Below are 17791 nucleotides of genomic sequence, written 5' to 3'. Positions count from 1 at the left end.
CAGGGCATTTTTTTATATATTATATACTCCCCATCACACATAATGCACTGAGCGTTGGCGCATCTTTTCCGCCTTCATCTTCCAGTGTAATGGCAAAAGCCTGAGCTTGGGGAATATCGAGCATCTTACTTGCCGTGTCTCCTTTTGAATCCAATGGAAAAACACCTGCATTAACAGGTTTACCGTCAACCATCGCCCACAACTGATATTGCTTTCCTTTAGGTGCAACTGGCATGTGCTCAATGCTTAGATAAACTGCCTTTGATGCCTGATCCCAAAATACCAAGGCACGGTAATCGGGTTTACTTTCTACGCCCTTAAGAGGGATTGTTTTGATCGCTGGGTTTTGAACGAGTGCCCATTTGTTCTGTAATGTCGCTACTTTTTCTTGTTCAGCATCAAGTAAGGACGTCGTCTGATTTAACTTATTTGCTGTATCCTGTTTGCGTTGATATAAGAAAATATTAGCACCAATACTAACAGCTAACAATAGACTCGCTGCAACCGTCCACGTATAAGACCGAGCACCGAGCGTTTTCTTGTCGGCACCGATAGCAATTACTTCGCTATCGCCTGTCGAAGCGGGCGCGAGTACTTCGTTGACTTCCTGATCTTCGCTTGGCACAAGATTTTCCGCTATGAGTTTATTCCATATCTCTTGTTTGAACTGCATAGGCATCTCCATCGCTTGGCTATCAGCCAACTCTTCGAGTGCAATTTCTGCTTCGATGATGGCTTGTTCCACTTCGACATTATTTTTTCGAATACAATTCAAGATGCTCACTTCCTCTTCAGAAGCCAGCCCCAAAACGTACGATTCAATAATCCCCGACGATATGTATGCTCTAATATCCAAAATTAACGATACTCCTTTAGTAATTGTTGTAACTGTATAAATGCCGCTCTGGTACGAGTTTTTACCGTTCCCAGCGGGACATCAAGTTGTTCAGCTATTTCTTGTTGTGTATATCCTTCATAGTAGGCCATCTCAATCAAGATACGCCATTCAGGCTTCAATTTATCTAAAATATTTCTGAATCCAATAAAATCTGCTTTCGTATGTAGTTCGTCCTGACTTTGATCTTGTTCTTCCTCCCTATTTACGATATTTGAAAGCGGTTGGTTTTTCTGTTCGTTTACGATCGCTTTTGATTTTCGATGATCGAGGGCTGTATTACGGGCAATGTTGATCATCCAGGTATAAAGACGGCCTTTTTCAGCATCGAAAACATCGATGTGTCTCCAAATTTTGACAAATACGTCTTGTATGACTTCTTCCGCATGCTCAGTTGAAGCCACTATACGACAAACCACACCAAAGAGCGCATTGGCATAGTGATCGTAAAGATAACTAAAAGCCTGCTGATTCTTCTTTTTCAACAAAAGAATCAATGTTTCTTCAGAAAGATTGTGTAATGGACTCAAATTTCACGTTTATAATGATCTAAAGATGGATATTAAAAATCAGAAAAAAAAGCAACTAAAATAAAATAAGTTAAAGTACCTATAAAACAGGTTAAAATACCTACTATACCATAGCATTTATGCGGATAGCATTTGTTACTAATGTTTTACATTGCTCAATTCCTGTTTTTGGTTATTTAATTCCACTAGTAGTCCCACTAGAACGGGATCAATTTAACTTAATTAGGCCAGATAATCAGCTTGTAGTTTTCATTTTCGGCTAACCTGGTATACACAGTTAGATTTACTAAAATTTATCTAATAGCTTAATTTACAAGAAGAATTCCCCTTGGAAATTGGATTTATCAACAGCATATCACATGTTGCCAGATAAAATTCATCAATTAGCTGGATAATCAAATCATCTCTTTCGTTATTAACAGCTAGTCCCACCCAATTTTTTGAGGGAAGATATTTACTTCGGGTCCATTGAACGGGCTGTTCTATTTGTTTTTCTGAACGCAACCATTCTAATCCACTATCATTGAAATATATCTTTTCATTTGACAAATCCATCACGATGAAAGGTCTTTTCTTAAAATAGAAAATACTCATATCAAGATCTGCAATTACATTCATTCGAATATGTTTTTTGAGATGCACATATGCATTTATACGGGTTAGTGTTGACATCTATTTATCTTATTGGCTATAATAAAATCGTCATAAATTTCCATGAACATTCAAAGTAGGCGAAGTGTTCATCAGACGAGAATCAAAGATATTCGAACCAGCGGTCTAAGTGGGGGTATATTTTGTTCTAATAGGTGGAAAAAAATGTTAATGTAGGTTGAAAATACGACGGATAAAACCACTAATTTACCAAGCGAAAGGATATGCGTTAGTTTGCCCCCTTGCAGGTTTCGGCGAATCGTAAAATCCCTGCACGGATTGTAAATAACACCATTGAACCAGTGTTGCAATGGTTTAAATTTGATAAACAACAACAGGTTTCGGCGAATCGTAAAATGCCTGCACGGATTGTAAATACCACCATTGAACCAGTGTTGCAATGGTTTAAATTTGATAAACAACAAAAGATATGCGGAAAGAAAGTAAAAGCACGTCATTCATTAAAAAAATTCTAGGCTTAATTAGTCTTATCCTTATGGTAACAAATAGTAAAGCACAGCAAGTCACGCACTATTTTCCAAGCGGAAAAGATAAGGCAAAGACAATCAGTGGACAGTATGGTGGTAATAGCGGAATTTGTCTTTTTGAAGATGGCAAATTTCTCTTATATGGTTATGCTACATCTGTTTTCGGGTCCTATGTTTTTGAAAAAGATTACCTGCTTTTCTATCCGGATGAAGCCCCTTTATTTCAACTGTATGGGCGTCACAATGCTAACTACAAAGACAGTACTTGTTTCAATCTGGCAGGTTTTGAAAGCGGGAAAACCTATGTACAATTTGATAATGACAGTACACATCGGGTTTTCAATGACAAGGCAAACTGTTTCAGCCCCCCTTTTGTTCATCAGGAATCCAAACCAGTTCAATCGCTTAAATTTATTGTACAAAGTCAGTATATGGAAGATGATAGCACTTATCAAGTCTTTCAGTATACCAATGAAGGAAAATTCAATGATTTTATAGCTGCTTATAACAAGCCCCAACGTGCACGTCAAAATTTCAGCGCTTACCTATATTTGGCTGAAGGTAATAAATTAGCCATCAGGCTCTCCAATTATGGTGGTGAAAGAGGTTTTTTAAGAGAAAATCAAGACGGTTCAAATCAAGAGCATTGGAACGAAATATTGACCATGAAGAAGGATTATGATCAGACAAACTATATCGACCCCACGGAAATATTTAGCAATGCACATTACACAATATTTTACCCTGACCTCGAACAGTACATTTTAGATCCTGTCACCAAAAGATATATCAGCAAGTTTGCATCAGACAATGAAGCTTTTTTTGCAGGAAATCCTGAGCAAGACGATCGGTATTTAAATAAGTACATCCGGCAGGGTCTGTCCTTTCTGCAAGATGAAAGATTCGATAAATCAAAACTAGCTAAAACCAGCTTATTCTTTACGAGCTGTGACGAACCTGAAAAATCATATCATTATGAAAATGGATCACAGCAATAATTGCCCAAAAGCCACAGCAATGATCCAAATAGGATTTTAGCACTATTAAGCGTAACAAACAGTGGTATAAACGGCAATTAATACTAGCGTGACCTCTTAAATATGGCTTAATTTTGGTAGTAATAACCGGATAACATATACACTAGTTTTATTTCGGCAAAGATGAGGAATTATATAACGATTATTATTGGACTAGGAATTTGCTCACTAGCAAGTTGTGCAACGAAAAAGGAAAGTATTGCAAATAAAAAAGAGACAGAAAGTGTATCCTTAGCTGAGGGACAAAGAAAATCATTGCGAGCATATCCGATCAAGATCAAATTTAAAGGTATTTCAGAAGATAGCCGTTGCCCTGAAGGCGTCAACTGTATTTGGTCTGGAGTTGCAGTAGCAGAAATTGAGATCGCAGAAAAAGCAACCAAACCCACGATCATAAAGCTCGCTACAATAGATTTACAGGATAGAGGCTATCAAAGAACTGCCAATACCAACGGATATACCATTTCATTACAAGATATCGCTCCTTATCCGAACAAGGAACAATGGACACAAACGCTACGGGGTAACTACAAAATCTCTGTTATCGTACAAAAAACTGTAAAATAAGCCCGCAGCGGTTCGCTAGCAATCGTCCTATGGCAATTGTCATTGAAGAATGACCCAATTCTATTGAAGAATGACTCAATTTTTTAAAATACCAATACATATATTTTAATTATATGCTTGGATACTTATTGGTTCATTCCTTGAAAAATAATACCTTTGCCAAAACCTCATTTATGAAAATTTTTTTTAAATTTATTAAGATCACATTTTTTTCTATACTGGCCATTATTGGGCTATTATTCCTCTATTTTTTCATTTCCAATCGGATATTTATAGGAAATACCAATGCGGAAAATATAGCGTATCTCAAGCTCCATAAAACGGAGATTAAGGATCGTATTGTAGATTCTCTATTCGATAATAGCTTCTATAATTCGGATATTTTTTTACTTGGGGAAATTCATGGCTACGCAGACAATCAAAAGTTGGACAAAGAGCTGTTATTCTATTTGAACAAAAAGCTCGGTGTTAAATATTACATTGCTGAGATGGATAGTACAAATGCAAATAAACTAAATAGCTTTTTATCCAAACCCCTAAAAGATAACACCTTACTGAAAGATGTGGTCAGCTCCATTCGTAAACGTATTCCGCAACAGTCTAGTTTAGAGCTATATCAAAAATGGGGTGAAATTTATGATTATAACCGCAACCTTGCCGATTCGGCAAAAATCACTGTTATTGGCATAGACAAAAGCTTTACAGCGGATAAATCTGACGTATCCAGGGATTCAGCTATGCTGTTAAATTTGGAAAATTATATTAAAAATCACCACATTGATGGTCAAAAACTATATGGACTATTTGGTTTTTTTCATGTTTTACAAAAAGGAAAGGATGCAACCAATGATCCTTTTGCTACACGCTTGAAAAATAAAGGATATAAAGTATCTAGCTTTGTTAGTTATACCATTGCTAGTGAAATGTATCTTCCAAAGAATCCTCAATTTCCAACCCCTGAAGATGAAAAAGTAGATTGGGTAAATGCAGATGGCCCACTTATGCTCGTGAAAGGCATTCAGGATCTAAAAGAATTAAGTCGACCAAATAGTATATCATTGTTTAAACTCAATGCAGCACATTCACCCTATGCTACTTCTCAAAATTTAATAACTGTAAAATCACGGCTTTTTGGCGAAAATATCATACCCGCTGAGACGACTCATACAACTGACTTTTTTCAATATGTATTTTTGTTACGCAATTCAAAGGCCCTAACAAAACTTGATTAGGACAGCAAGCATTTCATCAAAAAATCGGGTAAACAAGCTGCCTGTAGATCATGTGATCAAAGAGACAAGTATCCTAATTAAAAATATTCCATTCATAAACAGGATGATCCGTATTTAAAAGAAGGAATCTAGCTTATCGACTTGCAAGATATCACTTTGGTTTATATATTTGCGACATCATAAGAAATCCTAATGCGGAAGTGGCGTAATTGGTAGCCGCACCAGACTTAGGATCTGGCGCCGCGAGGCGTGGGGGTTCGAGTCCCTTCTTCCGCACAAAAAAACTCCCGAGCTCATAAGTTCGGGAGTTTTTTTTAGAAATTAGTTCTTAGCTACACGATTTAAACCGACCAGTCAAATGGTTTTGTACAAGGATCACATTCAAATTTTAAAACCTTGCCTAGACTTTTGGCTTTTTTCCCTTTTTTCACAAATACATACGCTAAATCTACATATTCTTCAACTTCCACTCCGCTTTCATCTCTACCTTTTACGATAACAGAATAATATTTCCCGTCAGGATATTGCTTGAAAAATACTTCGTTTACAGTAATCTTTTTCGGTGCTTGATTGTCGCAGCAGCTACACCATAAAATAACAATGGGCTCTTTCTTAAGATATGCTACTGCGGTTTCCGCTTGTTTTTGTGTTAGGGCCTGTAGTTGGTCGGCTTTTGAGAATAAGGCTGTGCATAGCAACAAAAGAAGAAAAACGGTCTTTTTCATACAAATAGTTTTAAGTTTAAAAGAATTCATCAGCAAAGACTATGCCTTTAGATACACGAAAAATAACAACAGCTTTCCTTAGGTATGAAATAGTCGGTTATTTCTTTGCCAATTCTGGGCAGCGTATTGGATTTACCCTAACAGAAAGACCTCATAAATTTATAAATTAACAACTTAAAAAACCTGTTCTCAAGATACAAACGGTATCCCTAATAGATGGTGTTAGTATCTTGAGAACAAATTAATATTTTATTTTTCCCAAACCAATGCACTTGCGCCAAGAATAGCAGCATCAGCTTCTTCCAATTCACTAAAGACAAGTTTCACTTTATTCCTAAACAAAGGAAAAAGATTTCTTTCCATATGCAGCTTCGCAGGTTTTAAGATAAAATCACCAGCTTTAATTACCCCACCAAATAGGAGAATTGCTTCAGGAGATGAAAACATCACAAAATTGGCCAAGGCCTCACCCAGCTTCTGCCCCGTATATCTAAATACTTCGATGGCAATTGCATCCCCTTTCAAAGCACACTCATGAACAGTCTTCGAATTTATAGCATCTTCTGGATACTGATTTAGCATCGACTCAGGAAACTCAGCTCTCATTTTCTTTGCCGTGATCGTTATTCCTGTCGCTGACGCATAGGCTTCTAAACTTCCTTCAGAACCTGTGCTCCAATGCTTCCTTCCTCCAGGTTTAACAATGGTATGGCCTAATTCTCCAGCAAATCCGTCATGACCATAGATAAGCTTTCCGCCGGCGACGATACCGCTGCCGACACCTGTCCCTAGGGTAATCATAATAAAATCTTTCATTCCCCGCGCTGCACCAAAAAGCATTTCACCATAGGCTGCAGCATTAGCATCGTTGGTTATGGTACAGGGAATGTTAAACTTAGCGGTCATTAAGTCACTGAATCGAATGACACCCTTCCAAGGAAGATTGGGCGCATGGTCTATGGTTCCAGTATAATAATTCGCATCCGGAGCACCAACACCAATTCCATCAAAGCTATCTTTACCTCCAAAATTTTCAATTAAAGGAGATGCTTTTTCATACAACGCATCGATAAAATCCTCTACTGTCTCATAATCATCTGTTTTTATGCTTTCCTTTTCAAGTACTTCACCGCGATGATTGACCACCCCAAATTTCGTATTGGTCCCTCCGATATCTATTCCCAACGCTACGCGTCTTGATAAATCTATTAACGACATTTCTATTTCTTGTTTCTTAGTTCTAAAATTACTAAAAGATAATATTTTATGAGCAGTCGACAAAATCTTCTTGCCATTTTATATCTGTAGGGAACGCTATTTATGATCACGGGCAATCCGATCAAAGTTGGATCCATCCGGCATCGCTACTTTATTTTATCGCCTAGGCACAACAAATTACCAAAGGCGGCATAGTTTTAGCACGTTAAGAATAGTTTAGGCCCTATATTTATATTTTTTAGTACAACAATAAATTTATGAATAAAATATTACGATTTTTTGATCTACACCAAGGTGAAGAAAAAAAGGAAGCTGTTCTGGAAAATGTTGTCAGTAATATTTCTTTTCGCGGAGCTAATGCCTGGATTCTAGCCTGCGCGATTGTAGTGGCGTCTGTTGGATTGAACGTAAATTCTACTGCCGTCATTATAGGAGCAATGCTGATATCTCCGTTAATGGGGCCAATAGTAGGAGCTGGATTCGCCTTAGGGACTTTTGACTTTCCGTTATTAAAAAAATCGCTAAAAAATCTACTGATCGCCACATTGATCAGCTTGGTCGTATCGTTTATCTATTTTCTTTTAAGCCCCTTTAAAGAGGCACAATCTGAGTTACTAGCACGCACATCACCGAATATTTACGATGTCATGATTGCAATCTTCGGTGGTCTGGTCGGTGTCATTGCTATTACAAGAGTGGATAAGGGCAATCCAATTCCTGGAGTAGCAATTGCAACAGCCCTGATGCCTCCGCTCTGTACCGCGGGCTATGGACTCGCAATAGGCAATTTCAGCTTTTTCGCCGGCGCATTATTCCTGTATATAATAAACTGTGTTTTTATCTGCATTTCGACCTTTGTGATTGTCAAATATTTACGATACCCCAAAACACATTATGTCGATCAGCAACGGGAAAAAAGAATTACACAAAGTATTACCATCATCACAATTATACTTGTATTGCCGAGCGTATATTTTGCCTACAATCTCCTGCAAGAAAAAAAATACACAAACAAAGTAAATCAGTTCGTTCAACAGGAATTGAGCAATAAAGGTTATACGGTCATTTATGAAAAACTGGAGATGAATGGTAATCCAAAGAAATTAGAACTGGCTTTCTTATCAAAAAAATTCAGCAAAAAAGAAGTTGAGTCTCTACAACACAGCATGGAAGCATTTGGGATTACCAATACCGCGCTGGTTATTCATCAGGACAGTTTAGACCTAAAATCAAGTATTCTTAGCGAAATCGATAAGCGTACCGCTGCTGTAAGTGAAAAAGACCTTACCATAAGAGCTCTCAATAATGAACTTACCAAATACCAATTGGCTAATCCACAACTCGATCGGGATATCTTGGTATTGTTTCCCGAGCTAAGCTCCTATAGCATTGGTATACAACAACATTACAGCAAAAAAGATAGCTTAGCCAACCTTGTCGCATTTATTTATTCTACCAAAACTCCGCTACCTCAAACACAACAGGAAAAGCTACAACAATGGCTACAAAATCATTTTCCGAAAGATAGTGTGGAAATTATACGTAAATAGACTTGAGTCAGCTCGTTCTATGCCGACGATCTGACGGTTTAAACAAGCGTAAGAGCTATGTTCAATTAGCAAAGAACGAATGACTACGCCATGTTTTCACACGGTCTTTCTATAATTATAGATGGCTAAACCATTCAACAAAAAAGCAAATCCAATAAGATAAACAAGCTCTTTCTTCACTTCCTGAAATCCACTCCCTTTTAAGACAATTAGCCGTACAACACTGATAAAATGGGTAACTGGTGTGCATTGCGAAATCGCTCTTGCCCAAGCCGGCATACTATCTGTGCTGGTAAAAAAGCCACTCATCAGCATAAAAACCATCATAAAGAAATATGCGATGAACATGGCCTGCAATTGTGTGTCTGCAAGGGTAGAAATAAACAATCCCAACCCCAATAGTGCAATGAGGTACACTGCAGCAAAGAGATATAAAAGCAGTAAACTTCCCTGCGGAAAAATACCATAAACAATATACATTACAATCATACCAACGGTAAAAACAATCATGCCCACAATCCAAAATGGAATTAGTTTCCCTAGGATAAACTGCCATTTTTTGATGGGCGTCACATTGATCTGCTCGATTGTTCCGATTTCCTTCTCTTTGACAATATTGAGCGCTGTAATAAATCCGCCAATCATCGTAAGCAACAAAACCAAAATACCCGGCACCATATAGTATTTGTATTCAGCCTTGGGATTATACCAATTGGAATTCGCTATTTTGACGGTTGCGACCTGCTCTGAAATACCTGTTTTAGCGGCTTTGATATTTACATCCAAACCGCCGTTAAAATCAGTAATTACACTGGTTAAATAAGCTCCACCCAAGGACGATTTTGTACCATTGATGGCATCCACTGCGATATTGACTTGCTGCGTACCTTCCCGCACCAGATTGCGCTCAAAACCTGTCGGTATCTCCAATACAAGATCAGCGTCTCCCTTTTCGATCATTTCCAATCCAACTTTATAAGATAGTGGACTACTTACGATTTTAAAGTATCCTGAAGATGCAATTTTATTGATTAAGGTTCTTGAATAAGAACTGTGGTCGTTGTCAACATAAGCAATATTGATATTCTGCACTTCAAAATTGGCTGCAAATGGCATGATGATCAGTTGAACTGTCGGCATGACAAACATCATGGCCAAGATAATTTTGTCTCTGAATATCTGCCGAAACTCTTTCTGTAATATGAATCTTAATACCTCCATTACAACCTGATTTTAAATCTTTTCAATGCAATTGACAACAACACAACTGACATCCCGGCGAGAATCAATGTTTCTTTCCAAACATAACTAAAGCCCATTCCTTTGAGCATGACAGCTTTAATAATTGCATAGTAATAGCGGGATGGCACGATATGCGAAATAACCTGAAATATCCAGGGCATATTTTCCAAAGGAAACATAAAGCCAGTCAATAATAAGGTCGGCAGCATCATGCCCATCATCGCTATTAACATGGCCGTTTGCTGGGAATCGGTGACATTAGAAATCAACAAGCCTAAAGAAAGACAGGTGATAATAAATAAAATACTCTCCGCGAAAATCAACACCAGACTTCCCCTGATCTCAACATCAAGTACAAACACCGAAAGTAGAAGAATAATGATAAAATTGACGAGTGAAAGCACGAGATATGGAATCGCTTTGGCGATGAGAACCATAATGGGTTTGAAAGGCGATACCAATAGAATTTCCATAGTCCCCAGCTCTTTTTCGCGCACAACTGCCACGGAGGTCAGTGCCGTGCTAACGATCATAAAAATCAATGCGATCACTCCAGGGATAAAATTAAGGGAACCGTTCTGCTCTTCATTATACAATTGTCGCAGTTGGGGCACTATCTGATAGGATAACGCTGTTCCGGGATTTAGGTCCTGCTGGTATGCCTTAATTATAGCCGTCAGATAATTGGTGACTATTGTGGCAGTATTCGGGTCGGAAGCATCAGCTAATAGCTGAATTTGAGCACCATCCTTTCGATATAGATCCTCCCCGAAATTGGCAGGAAAGATTATTGCACATTTGATGCTTCCATCTTTAAATCGGCTTTCTACATCTTTATAATTTACAATTTCGTCTTTCACCTGAAAATATGAACTTGTTTTAATACGGTTTACGATTTCACTGGAGTTGACATCACGTGCATTATCCTGAATCGCAATTCCAATATTTTTAACTTCGCTACTCAATGCATAGCCAAAAAGGAGAATCTGAACGACGGGAAACCCAAAAAGGATAAGCAGTGTTCTACGATCCCTAAAAACATGATAAAACTCCTTGCGAATAAAAGCGAACAACTGTTTCATATCAATCTCCCGATCTTTTAGCTCCACGTGCCAGTTGATAAAATACGTCGTCCATGGAATGGGTTTCGAACCGCTGTTTCAGATTTGTGGGACTGTCCATTGCTTCGACTTTCCCATCTACCATAATACTGATACGGTTGCAGTATTCGGCTTCATCCATATAGTGTGTTGTCACAAACACCGTTATGTTATTGGCAGCAGCCTCATAAATCATATCCCAAAACTGCCGTCGGGTAATCGGATCAACGCCTCCTGTTGGCTCGTCCAAAAAAACAATTTTAGGTCGATGGAAAATCGCTACAGAAAATGCCAACTTCTGTTTCCAGCCCAAAGGTAATTCCCCCACGAGTTTTTTTGCTTCTTTCTCTAAACCTAAGGTGTGGACCAAATCACTGCTTCGCGACTTTATGTCTGCCCTTGAAACACCATACACACCTCCATAAAACTCAATATTTTCCAAAATAGTGAGGTTATCGTACAACGAGAACTTCTGACTCATATAACCGATATTCTTTTTGATCTGCTCCTGTTCTTTATACACATTGAAGCCAGCGACAGTTGCTTCACCCGATGTCGGGTAGGACAAACCACAAAGAATACGCATGGCCGTGGTCTTCCCCGCACCATTGGCACCAAGAAAACCAAAAATTTCGCCTTGGTCAACATCGAACGTAATTTTATCTACGGCCTTAAAATCTCCAAATTGCTTGGTCAGATCCTTACAGACTATTGCCTTATTCTCCATCTGTGACTTGTTTGAATTCGTCCATACCATTTTGATCCTGCATCAGGCGGATAAAACTATCTTCGATCGTTGCAGTTATTTTTTCAACCACGAGATGTTGTGGGTTATACTTATTTGCCAGGGCAATAATGCCTTCCCTACCATCCACTTCTGATTTTGGGGTAAGGTGCAAATATTCGCCAAATGCATAACAGCTTTCTACCGCCTGATCCGAACGGAGATCCTGGAGCAGTTTATATATATTATCCGCTTTAACCGCATATAGTGGCTTTGGAAAACTTTTTATAATACCTGACGGTTCATCGATTGACATAATCCTTCCGCCCTGCATTAATGCAATACGATCACACAGTCGAGCTTCATCCATATAGGGTGTGGATACCACGATCGTGATCTGCTGTTCCTTGAGTTTGGTCAACATTTCCCAAAATTCCTTTCTGGATACAACATCGACACCTGTTGTCGGTTCATCCAGAAAAAGCACGTCGGGCTTATGGATCAGCGCACAGCATAAGGCCAGCTTTTGCTTCATTCCGCCAGACAATTTCCCTGCTCTACGATCGTTGAAGGGTTGTATCTGATCATAAATATCTTTGATAAGTGGATAATTTTCCTGAATGGTTGTACCAAAAACTGTCGCAAAGAAAGTAAGATTCTCCTTTACCGTCAGGTCCTGGTATAATGAAAAACGTCCTGGCATATACCCTACCCGATTGCGTATCTGTTGATATTCTTTGACAACATCGAATCCCTCTACAGCAGCAGTACCACTATCCGCAAGCAGTAAAGTGGTTAGTATTCGGAAAATTGATGTTTTACCGGCGCCATCAGGCCCTATAAGCCCAAACAACTCACCTTTCTTTACCTCAAAAGAAACGTCATCTACGGCTCTAACATTACCGTAGGTTTTGACCATATTTTTTACACTGACAGCGATCATAATAACTTACTTTGACCAAAGGACCTCACCATACATCCCTATTTTTAAATAACCATCATTTTTCACACTTACTTTGATCGCATAAACAAGATTAGCGCGCTCATCCTTAGTCTGAATTGTCTTTGGTGAAAACTCAGATTTATCTGAAATCCATGTAATTGTTGCGGGATATTCCTTATAATTCTCCTTGCCATCATCAATGCGCACAGTCACCGCCTGTCCGACTTTTATCTGTGGCAACTGAATTCCGGTAATATAAGCCCTCAAATAAAGCTTCGCCGTGTTGGCAATTTTATATAAAGGCTTACCTACGACCTGCAATTCACCCTGTAGTGCATAGTTTACCAAAACTGTCCCACCAATAGGATTAATCACCTGTCCCTTATTGATCTGTTCCTGAATCTGTGCAGCAGATTTCTCTAACGGATTTTTCTCGCTTAGGATACTCCGATTTTGGGTATTTGTATTGTATGTATTGAGGGTGAGTTGTTGCTTGGTCACGGCTATTTGTTTCCGCAATTGATCGATTGCCGCATTGATGTCATCGAGCTGTTTACGTGTTGCGGCATCTGATTTTACCAGATTTTCCGTCCGGGTCCTTTCGTACAGCTGTTGTTTTAATTGCGCTTCCTGAACGACCAGTTGGCGCCGCACCAGTTCAACCTGATCCTTAGGATTCACCATCTTTTGAGCTAAAGCTTCGATACTTGCCTGCACTTGTTCTTTTTGCAATTCAGCAGTACGGACATCTATTTTTCCGACAGTATCTCCAGGTTTCAATTGCTTTCCTTCTTCAACAGCATATTGCATCAATATTCCGTTTTGCTGCGCAGAGACAATCACTTCATCAGCCTCAAAGTTCCCGGAAGCGTCATATTCATTATGTTGCTTACAACCACTAAGCAAAGAGAGCGCAGTAATAAATACAATTAATCTTTTCATTTTTTGATGTTTACAGTTAATTCCCGGCTATAAATTTTAAATTATAGATCGCTTGTAACAATTGGATCTCATGCAATATTTTGAGCTGCTTGGCCAAGTGTTCTGCATTTAATTTTTGAATATACTCGTGGGTCGTGATCACTCCATTGCTCAACTGCGCCTCAGCAGATTGAGTTACCGATGTCCGCAAGGCAATCGCAGCATCATCCTGTCGAATCAAGATGGTATATTTATTGACCTGCTCATCCTGTTGGCTCAGGTCAACTTTGGCATTCAGCAAAAATGTTTCCTTATCGGCATCAATAGACTGACGATTGAGCTGAAGGATATTTCGTTTGTTGGACAGCGAATAAAAGCTACTTAGCGACCAAGAAAAACGCAGCCCTGTAACGTACCAGGGACCAAATTTATTTTCAATGATATTGAGGGTTGGCCTTCCGTATGCCCCTTGAAAAAAACCACTTACCTGTGGAAGATAATCGGACTTCAATTGTTTCTCCTGTTGGTCAACGATGTTTTTTTGTAAATCAAAAGCTTTTAATTCAGGTCTGTTAATCGCGGAAAGCGTATACTGAGCGGTAGGCAATTTCAATAGCATGGATTCGGGCAACTTCTTTCCTATAAAGAGCGAAAGCATATTTAAATATGCTGTACGATTAGATGTATATTCTGTGGTCTGCATTTCTATATTCAATACTTCAGCTTTCAGCTCTTCCACATTACTACGAAATGCTACCCCATTGTCAAAAGCAGCCTCAGCTTTTTGTACCTGAGTCTGTAAGTTAGCCTTGTTTAACTCGTTCTGCTTCAATTGGGCATCGATTAATAAAATAGCAAAATAAAGACTATTGATACGTTGATTAATCCCATAGAGACTGGATACTAAGGTCTGCTCCTCCAATGCCGTATTTGCAGCGATTAAATCCTTCTGCATTTTTGTATTGCCAGCATCGTAAATGAGCTGACTAATTTCACCCTGTATTTTATACTGATCTTTACTGATAGAAGGTAGGGAAATACCCGGCAATGAACCTACAGCATCCGCAAAACTTACTGTTTGGGATTGATAGGTTGCCTGACCTGAGAAGCTGATTTGGGGGAGAAACCTTTTATTGGCATTTTGGATGGTATACTCACCCGTTTTGGTTATCAGATCCATTTTTTTAATTGCTGGATAATTTGCTTTGGCAAGCGTATAACAACGCTCCAAAGTAAGCGCTTCTCCTTGTGCAGTTGCCCTATTTGCAAAATGCAACAGGATCAATAAAAGAATAACATGCGTTAAATAACAATACTTCATAACTGCGTTGTTCATATATTGTGGCATTATTTTTTAATCTTTAGATTTAATCATTTGATTAAGTTTGGGACAAAAAAATTATTTTGCTGTCATCATCGCTCCTATCCATATCGGTATAAGCTTCTTACGCTCAATCATAAGTGCATTAAACTGTTCGATATCGAGATCTTGTACCCCCATAATCAAAGGCTTTGTGATAAAAGGAAACACAACCAACCCCAATAAATTCATTAAAAAATGTAAAGGATGTGGCTCCATAATAAAGCCCTGTGTTACGGCTTCATGATGCTGTTTAAAAAAAACAGAATTGTTTAGCAATTGTTTGATTGGCAACTTTTCGAGGAGTTCCTGAGGATTGTTTCTGATTTCCGAAATCAAAAAAGTAGGCACCTCCGGTTCTCTGATGATAAAATCGATATATCTATTGGCTATCAATTCAACTTTACTTTCAAGATTGGTTGTTTCATCATTAAGGATAACAGCCATACTCTGTACGAAAGCCGAAAAGGTTTCAAACATAATAATTTCAAAAAGCTTCTCTTTGCTCCGAAAATAATAATTGAGCAAAGCAAGATTGATCCCTGCTTCTTCGGCAATATCCCTTGTCCTGGTTGCTGAGAAACCTTTTTTATAGAATACAACCCTCGCCGCTTCCTTAATTTTCGTTTCCGTCGACAGATCTATTTTCTTCTCTTTCATCCCGATTAAACTTCCTTGTATTATGCAAATATAGAAAAAAGAATTAAAAACAAACAACTGTTTTAATCAAATGATTAAAACAAAACAATAAACGCATTTAGATGATAATCAATGTAAATAAATCACAAAAAAAGAAACCCGTTCCGCAATATGCAAGTAATAAAGCGAGCAAATGATAGGTACTAGCAGGCAGTCAGGACAAATTATTTGCAGCTTTTAGTTGTTTAAGAAAAATATAGCACAACAGCGGAAAACCGATATAATAACTAACGAGGACGAACAAAGGCAAAATCCCCTCGGGTTTGACTGGGTCTACCGCATACGTTTTTATCAGGAGCTGCAGTCCGATATTTTTTTCTTTCGAAAATAGAATCATCGTTGCAAAATTATAACCAAAATGTAAAACGATCGGATGCACTATTTTACCTGTTTTAATACAAATTCGTGCAAATAAATACCCCACTATACCGGTCGATACAAGAACTTCCAGCATATTAAAAATCTGCCCCACGATACCGTACGAAAACCAGTGATAAATGCCAAAAGCCAGCGCCGTGATCAATGCAGCTTTCCCCTGACCACAGCGTCTCATAAGAATATATAATACGGCTCCCCTAAAGATCAATTCCTCAAATACCACTGCTTTTGATACATAATAAAAACTACCAAAAAAATCAGATACCGTATAATTCGGATTTAGTTGATACGGGTTTCCGACTAAATAAGCAATACTCAAATAGAGAGCAGTAACATATATTATGGGACCAAACAGACAAAAGAGGAAAGATCCGACCTTTGAGGAAAACCCCAGAACCTGGAGGTTCCGCTTGCAAAAATAACCCAGCAAAAACTGGGAGATGACCAATTCCAGAGCAATAGCGATCATGATTTTTTTTACACAAAGCTATAGCCTTAAATCATTTAATTTCACGACATTTGAATACGCCGCAAAATGTCATAAAATGACCAATAAATCCAGCAAAGAGAAAATAGCGCTTTTGATCAAAAATGCCCGTATCAGTAAAGGATATTCCCAACAGCAACTTGCTGATCTTGTCAAACTGAATCTTCGATCTGTACAGCGCATCGAAAAAGCTGAAGTTCTACCAAGGGCTTATACCCTCAATTTAATGGCAGTGCAGCTTGATCTCGATATTGCACTATTGAAGGAAACCGAACCTGTACATGAGATCCTCGAGAAGAAAGTAGCACAACAAACAAAACCCGCGTTAAACAAAGCTCAAAAACTCATTGTGAGCATAACCTCAGGCATACTCGGCATTTTATTAATATCCGCCTTTCTTTCACAATCGACTAGTTTTCCGGAGACAAGTTTCGAACTATTTTTACTGCTTGCGGTCGCTGTTCTTATCTATGGAATCATTCTTTGGTGGACCTGGCGGAATCGTTAGCTTTTGATAATCCCTACTGTTTTAAAAGAGCTGCATCTCTGATAAAGATTTCAACCCTGCTCCGATCTTTCTCATTTAATTTGACATAGCCTTTTACAATAACAGGATTCTCTTTTAACCACACTTTATTGTTGTCGCTCAGCGTAACCTCCACCATGGGTGGAATACCATTTTGTCCACAAAACATACACTGCTGCACTGGCAAAACCGACAAAAGGAACCTATTATGGCGAAGGCCGGCCTTTAACGGTACCATATAGCCTTGCAACTCTACACTTGTTCCATCCAGTTTCGACAGCTTACTCGGAAAATAGGGGGTGTAAACCGTCTTGCCATTAACCTTGTTAACTTTATAGAGCATGGTGTCAAAGGTTTTCCAAACCTCATTCATCAAAGGCTTATGCTCTATCAAATGTTGTGATTCCGTTACCCCTTGAGAAAAAACTGGATTAGTTTTACTTCCTGCAACAACAAACAAAAAAACTAGAATAAATTGCTTAAACATAACGCATTAAAGATTTACCTATCAAATATAG

The 17791-nt window shown here is 38.5% G+C and carries 19 protein-coding genes and 1 tRNA gene; 6 read left to right on the top strand and 14 right to left on the bottom strand.

The window, feature by feature from the left end:
* Positions 1-19 precede the first annotated feature (19 nt).
* The 3 genes from L1283_RS01215 to L1283_RS01205 all read right to left on the bottom strand — a co-directional run bounded on the left by L1283_RS01215 (position 20) and on the right by L1283_RS01205 (position 2043).
* Positions 20-856, bottom strand: coding sequence for an anti-sigma factor (locus L1283_RS01215; protein WP_075993772.1), 837 nt, complete (start codon positions 854-856; stop codon positions 20-22).
* A gap of 2 nt (positions 857-858) precedes the next feature.
* Positions 859-1425, bottom strand: coding sequence for an RNA polymerase sigma factor (locus L1283_RS01210; RefSeq protein WP_075993773.1), 567 nt, complete (start codon positions 1423-1425; stop codon positions 859-861).
* A 297-nt stretch (positions 1426-1722) separates the two neighbouring features.
* Positions 1723-2043, bottom strand: a complete 321-nt coding sequence (locus L1283_RS01205) for a hypothetical protein (RefSeq protein ID WP_158638964.1) — start codon at positions 2041-2043, stop codon at positions 1723-1725.
* Positions 2044-2572: 529 nt separating this feature from the next.
* On the opposite strand from L1283_RS01205, the gene L1283_RS01200 reads away from it, so the two are divergent.
* From L1283_RS01200 to L1283_RS01185, 4 genes are all read left to right on the top strand, one after another.
* A complete protein-coding gene (locus L1283_RS01200) occupies positions 2573-3562 on the top strand; it encodes a preprotein translocase subunit SecD (protein WP_158638963.1) in 990 nt (329 codons plus the stop codon).
* Positions 3563-3724: 162 nt separating this feature from the next.
* Positions 3725-4168: a hypothetical protein gene (locus L1283_RS01195; protein WP_429625641.1), complete on the top strand. Its 444-nt coding sequence runs from the start codon at positions 3725-3727 to the stop codon at positions 4166-4168.
* A gap of 173 nt (positions 4169-4341) precedes the next feature.
* Positions 4342-5400 (top strand): hypothetical protein, encoded by a 1059-nt coding sequence (locus L1283_RS01190; RefSeq protein ID WP_145330468.1) that lies wholly within the window; start codon positions 4342-4344, stop codon positions 5398-5400.
* Between the two features lie 194 nt (positions 5401-5594).
* A tRNA-Leu gene (locus tag L1283_RS01185) sits at positions 5595-5676 on the top strand.
* A gap of 65 nt (positions 5677-5741) precedes the next feature.
* Here the strand turns inward: L1283_RS01185 and L1283_RS01180 are convergent.
* Together L1283_RS01180 and L1283_RS01175 are read right to left on the bottom strand one after the other, a co-directional pair.
* Positions 5742-6125: a hypothetical protein gene (locus L1283_RS01180; protein ID WP_145330466.1), complete on the bottom strand. Its 384-nt coding sequence runs from the start codon at positions 6123-6125 to the stop codon at positions 5742-5744.
* A gap of 249 nt (positions 6126-6374) precedes the next feature.
* The gene (locus tag L1283_RS01175) at positions 6375-7343 is read right to left on the bottom strand and encodes an ROK family protein (protein ID WP_145330464.1); all 969 of its coding nucleotides are present in this window, start codon (positions 7341-7343) and stop codon (positions 6375-6377) included.
* A gap of 257 nt (positions 7344-7600) precedes the next feature.
* On the opposite strand from L1283_RS01175, the gene L1283_RS01170 reads away from it, so the two are divergent.
* Positions 7601-8893, top strand: coding sequence for a TIGR00341 family protein (locus L1283_RS01170; RefSeq protein ID WP_145330462.1), 1293 nt, complete (start codon positions 7601-7603; stop codon positions 8891-8893).
* Positions 8894-8989: 96 nt separating this feature from the next.
* On the opposite strand, the gene L1283_RS01165 is transcribed toward L1283_RS01170, so the two are convergent.
* The 8 genes from L1283_RS01165 to L1283_RS01130 all read right to left on the bottom strand — a co-directional run bounded on the left by L1283_RS01165 (position 8990) and on the right by L1283_RS01130 (position 16729).
* Positions 8990-10114, bottom strand: coding sequence for an ABC transporter permease (locus tag L1283_RS01165; RefSeq protein WP_088162511.1), 1125 nt, complete (start codon positions 10112-10114; stop codon positions 8990-8992).
* Positions 10114-11217 carry an ABC transporter permease gene (locus L1283_RS01160; protein WP_088162512.1) on the bottom strand — a complete coding sequence of 368 codons (1104 nt, stop codon included), beginning with the start codon at positions 11215-11217 and terminating at the stop codon, positions 10114-10116. Before L1283_RS01160 ends, L1283_RS01165 begins: the two co-directional genes overlap by 1 nt.
* A 1-nt stretch (position 11218) precedes the next feature.
* Positions 11219-11962 (bottom strand): ABC transporter ATP-binding protein, encoded by a 744-nt coding sequence (locus L1283_RS01155; RefSeq protein ID WP_088163713.1) that lies wholly within the window; start codon positions 11960-11962, stop codon positions 11219-11221.
* Positions 11952-12902 (bottom strand): ABC transporter ATP-binding protein, encoded by a 951-nt coding sequence (locus tag L1283_RS01150; protein ID WP_341831568.1) that lies wholly within the window; start codon positions 12900-12902, stop codon positions 11952-11954. The genes L1283_RS01155 and L1283_RS01150 overlap by 11 nt, the downstream gene beginning before the upstream one ends.
* A 6-nt stretch (positions 12903-12908) precedes the next feature.
* Entirely contained in the window at positions 12909-13844 is a 936-nt protein-coding gene (locus L1283_RS01145) for an HlyD family secretion protein (protein WP_145330458.1), read from the bottom strand.
* A 16-nt stretch (positions 13845-13860) separates the two neighbouring features.
* Positions 13861-15159, bottom strand: coding sequence for a TolC family protein (locus L1283_RS01140; protein ID WP_208734366.1), 1299 nt, complete (start codon positions 15157-15159; stop codon positions 13861-13863).
* Positions 15160-15222: 63 nt separating this feature from the next.
* The gene (locus tag L1283_RS01135) at positions 15223-15843 is read right to left on the bottom strand and encodes a TetR/AcrR family transcriptional regulator (RefSeq protein WP_145330455.1); all 621 of its coding nucleotides are present in this window, start codon (positions 15841-15843) and stop codon (positions 15223-15225) included.
* A 193-nt stretch (positions 15844-16036) separates the two neighbouring features.
* Complete coding sequence (locus L1283_RS01130; RefSeq protein WP_088162516.1) at positions 16037-16729, bottom strand: CPBP family intramembrane glutamic endopeptidase; 693 nt, start codon at positions 16727-16729, stop codon at positions 16037-16039.
* Positions 16730-16805: 76 nt separating this feature from the next.
* Here L1283_RS01130 and L1283_RS01125 point away from each other — a divergent pair, with 76 nt between their 5' ends.
* Positions 16806-17255: a helix-turn-helix domain-containing protein gene (locus tag L1283_RS01125; RefSeq protein WP_158638962.1), complete on the top strand. Its 450-nt coding sequence runs from the start codon at positions 16806-16808 to the stop codon at positions 17253-17255.
* Between the two features lie 13 nt (positions 17256-17268).
* Here L1283_RS01125 and L1283_RS01120 read toward each other — a convergent pair whose 3' ends face one another.
* A complete protein-coding gene (locus tag L1283_RS01120) occupies positions 17269-17760 on the bottom strand; it encodes a hypothetical protein (RefSeq protein WP_088162517.1) in 492 nt (163 codons plus the stop codon).
* Positions 17761-17791 lie beyond the last annotated feature (31 nt).

The sequence above is a fragment of the Sphingobacterium sp. HSC-15S19 genome (assembly GCF_050433745.1).
Classification (GTDB): domain Bacteria; phylum Bacteroidota; class Bacteroidia; order Sphingobacteriales; family Sphingobacteriaceae; genus Sphingobacterium; species Sphingobacterium siyangense.
Note: the sequence above shows the minus strand (reverse complement) of the source record. Positions and strands in the feature narration are given on the sequence as shown.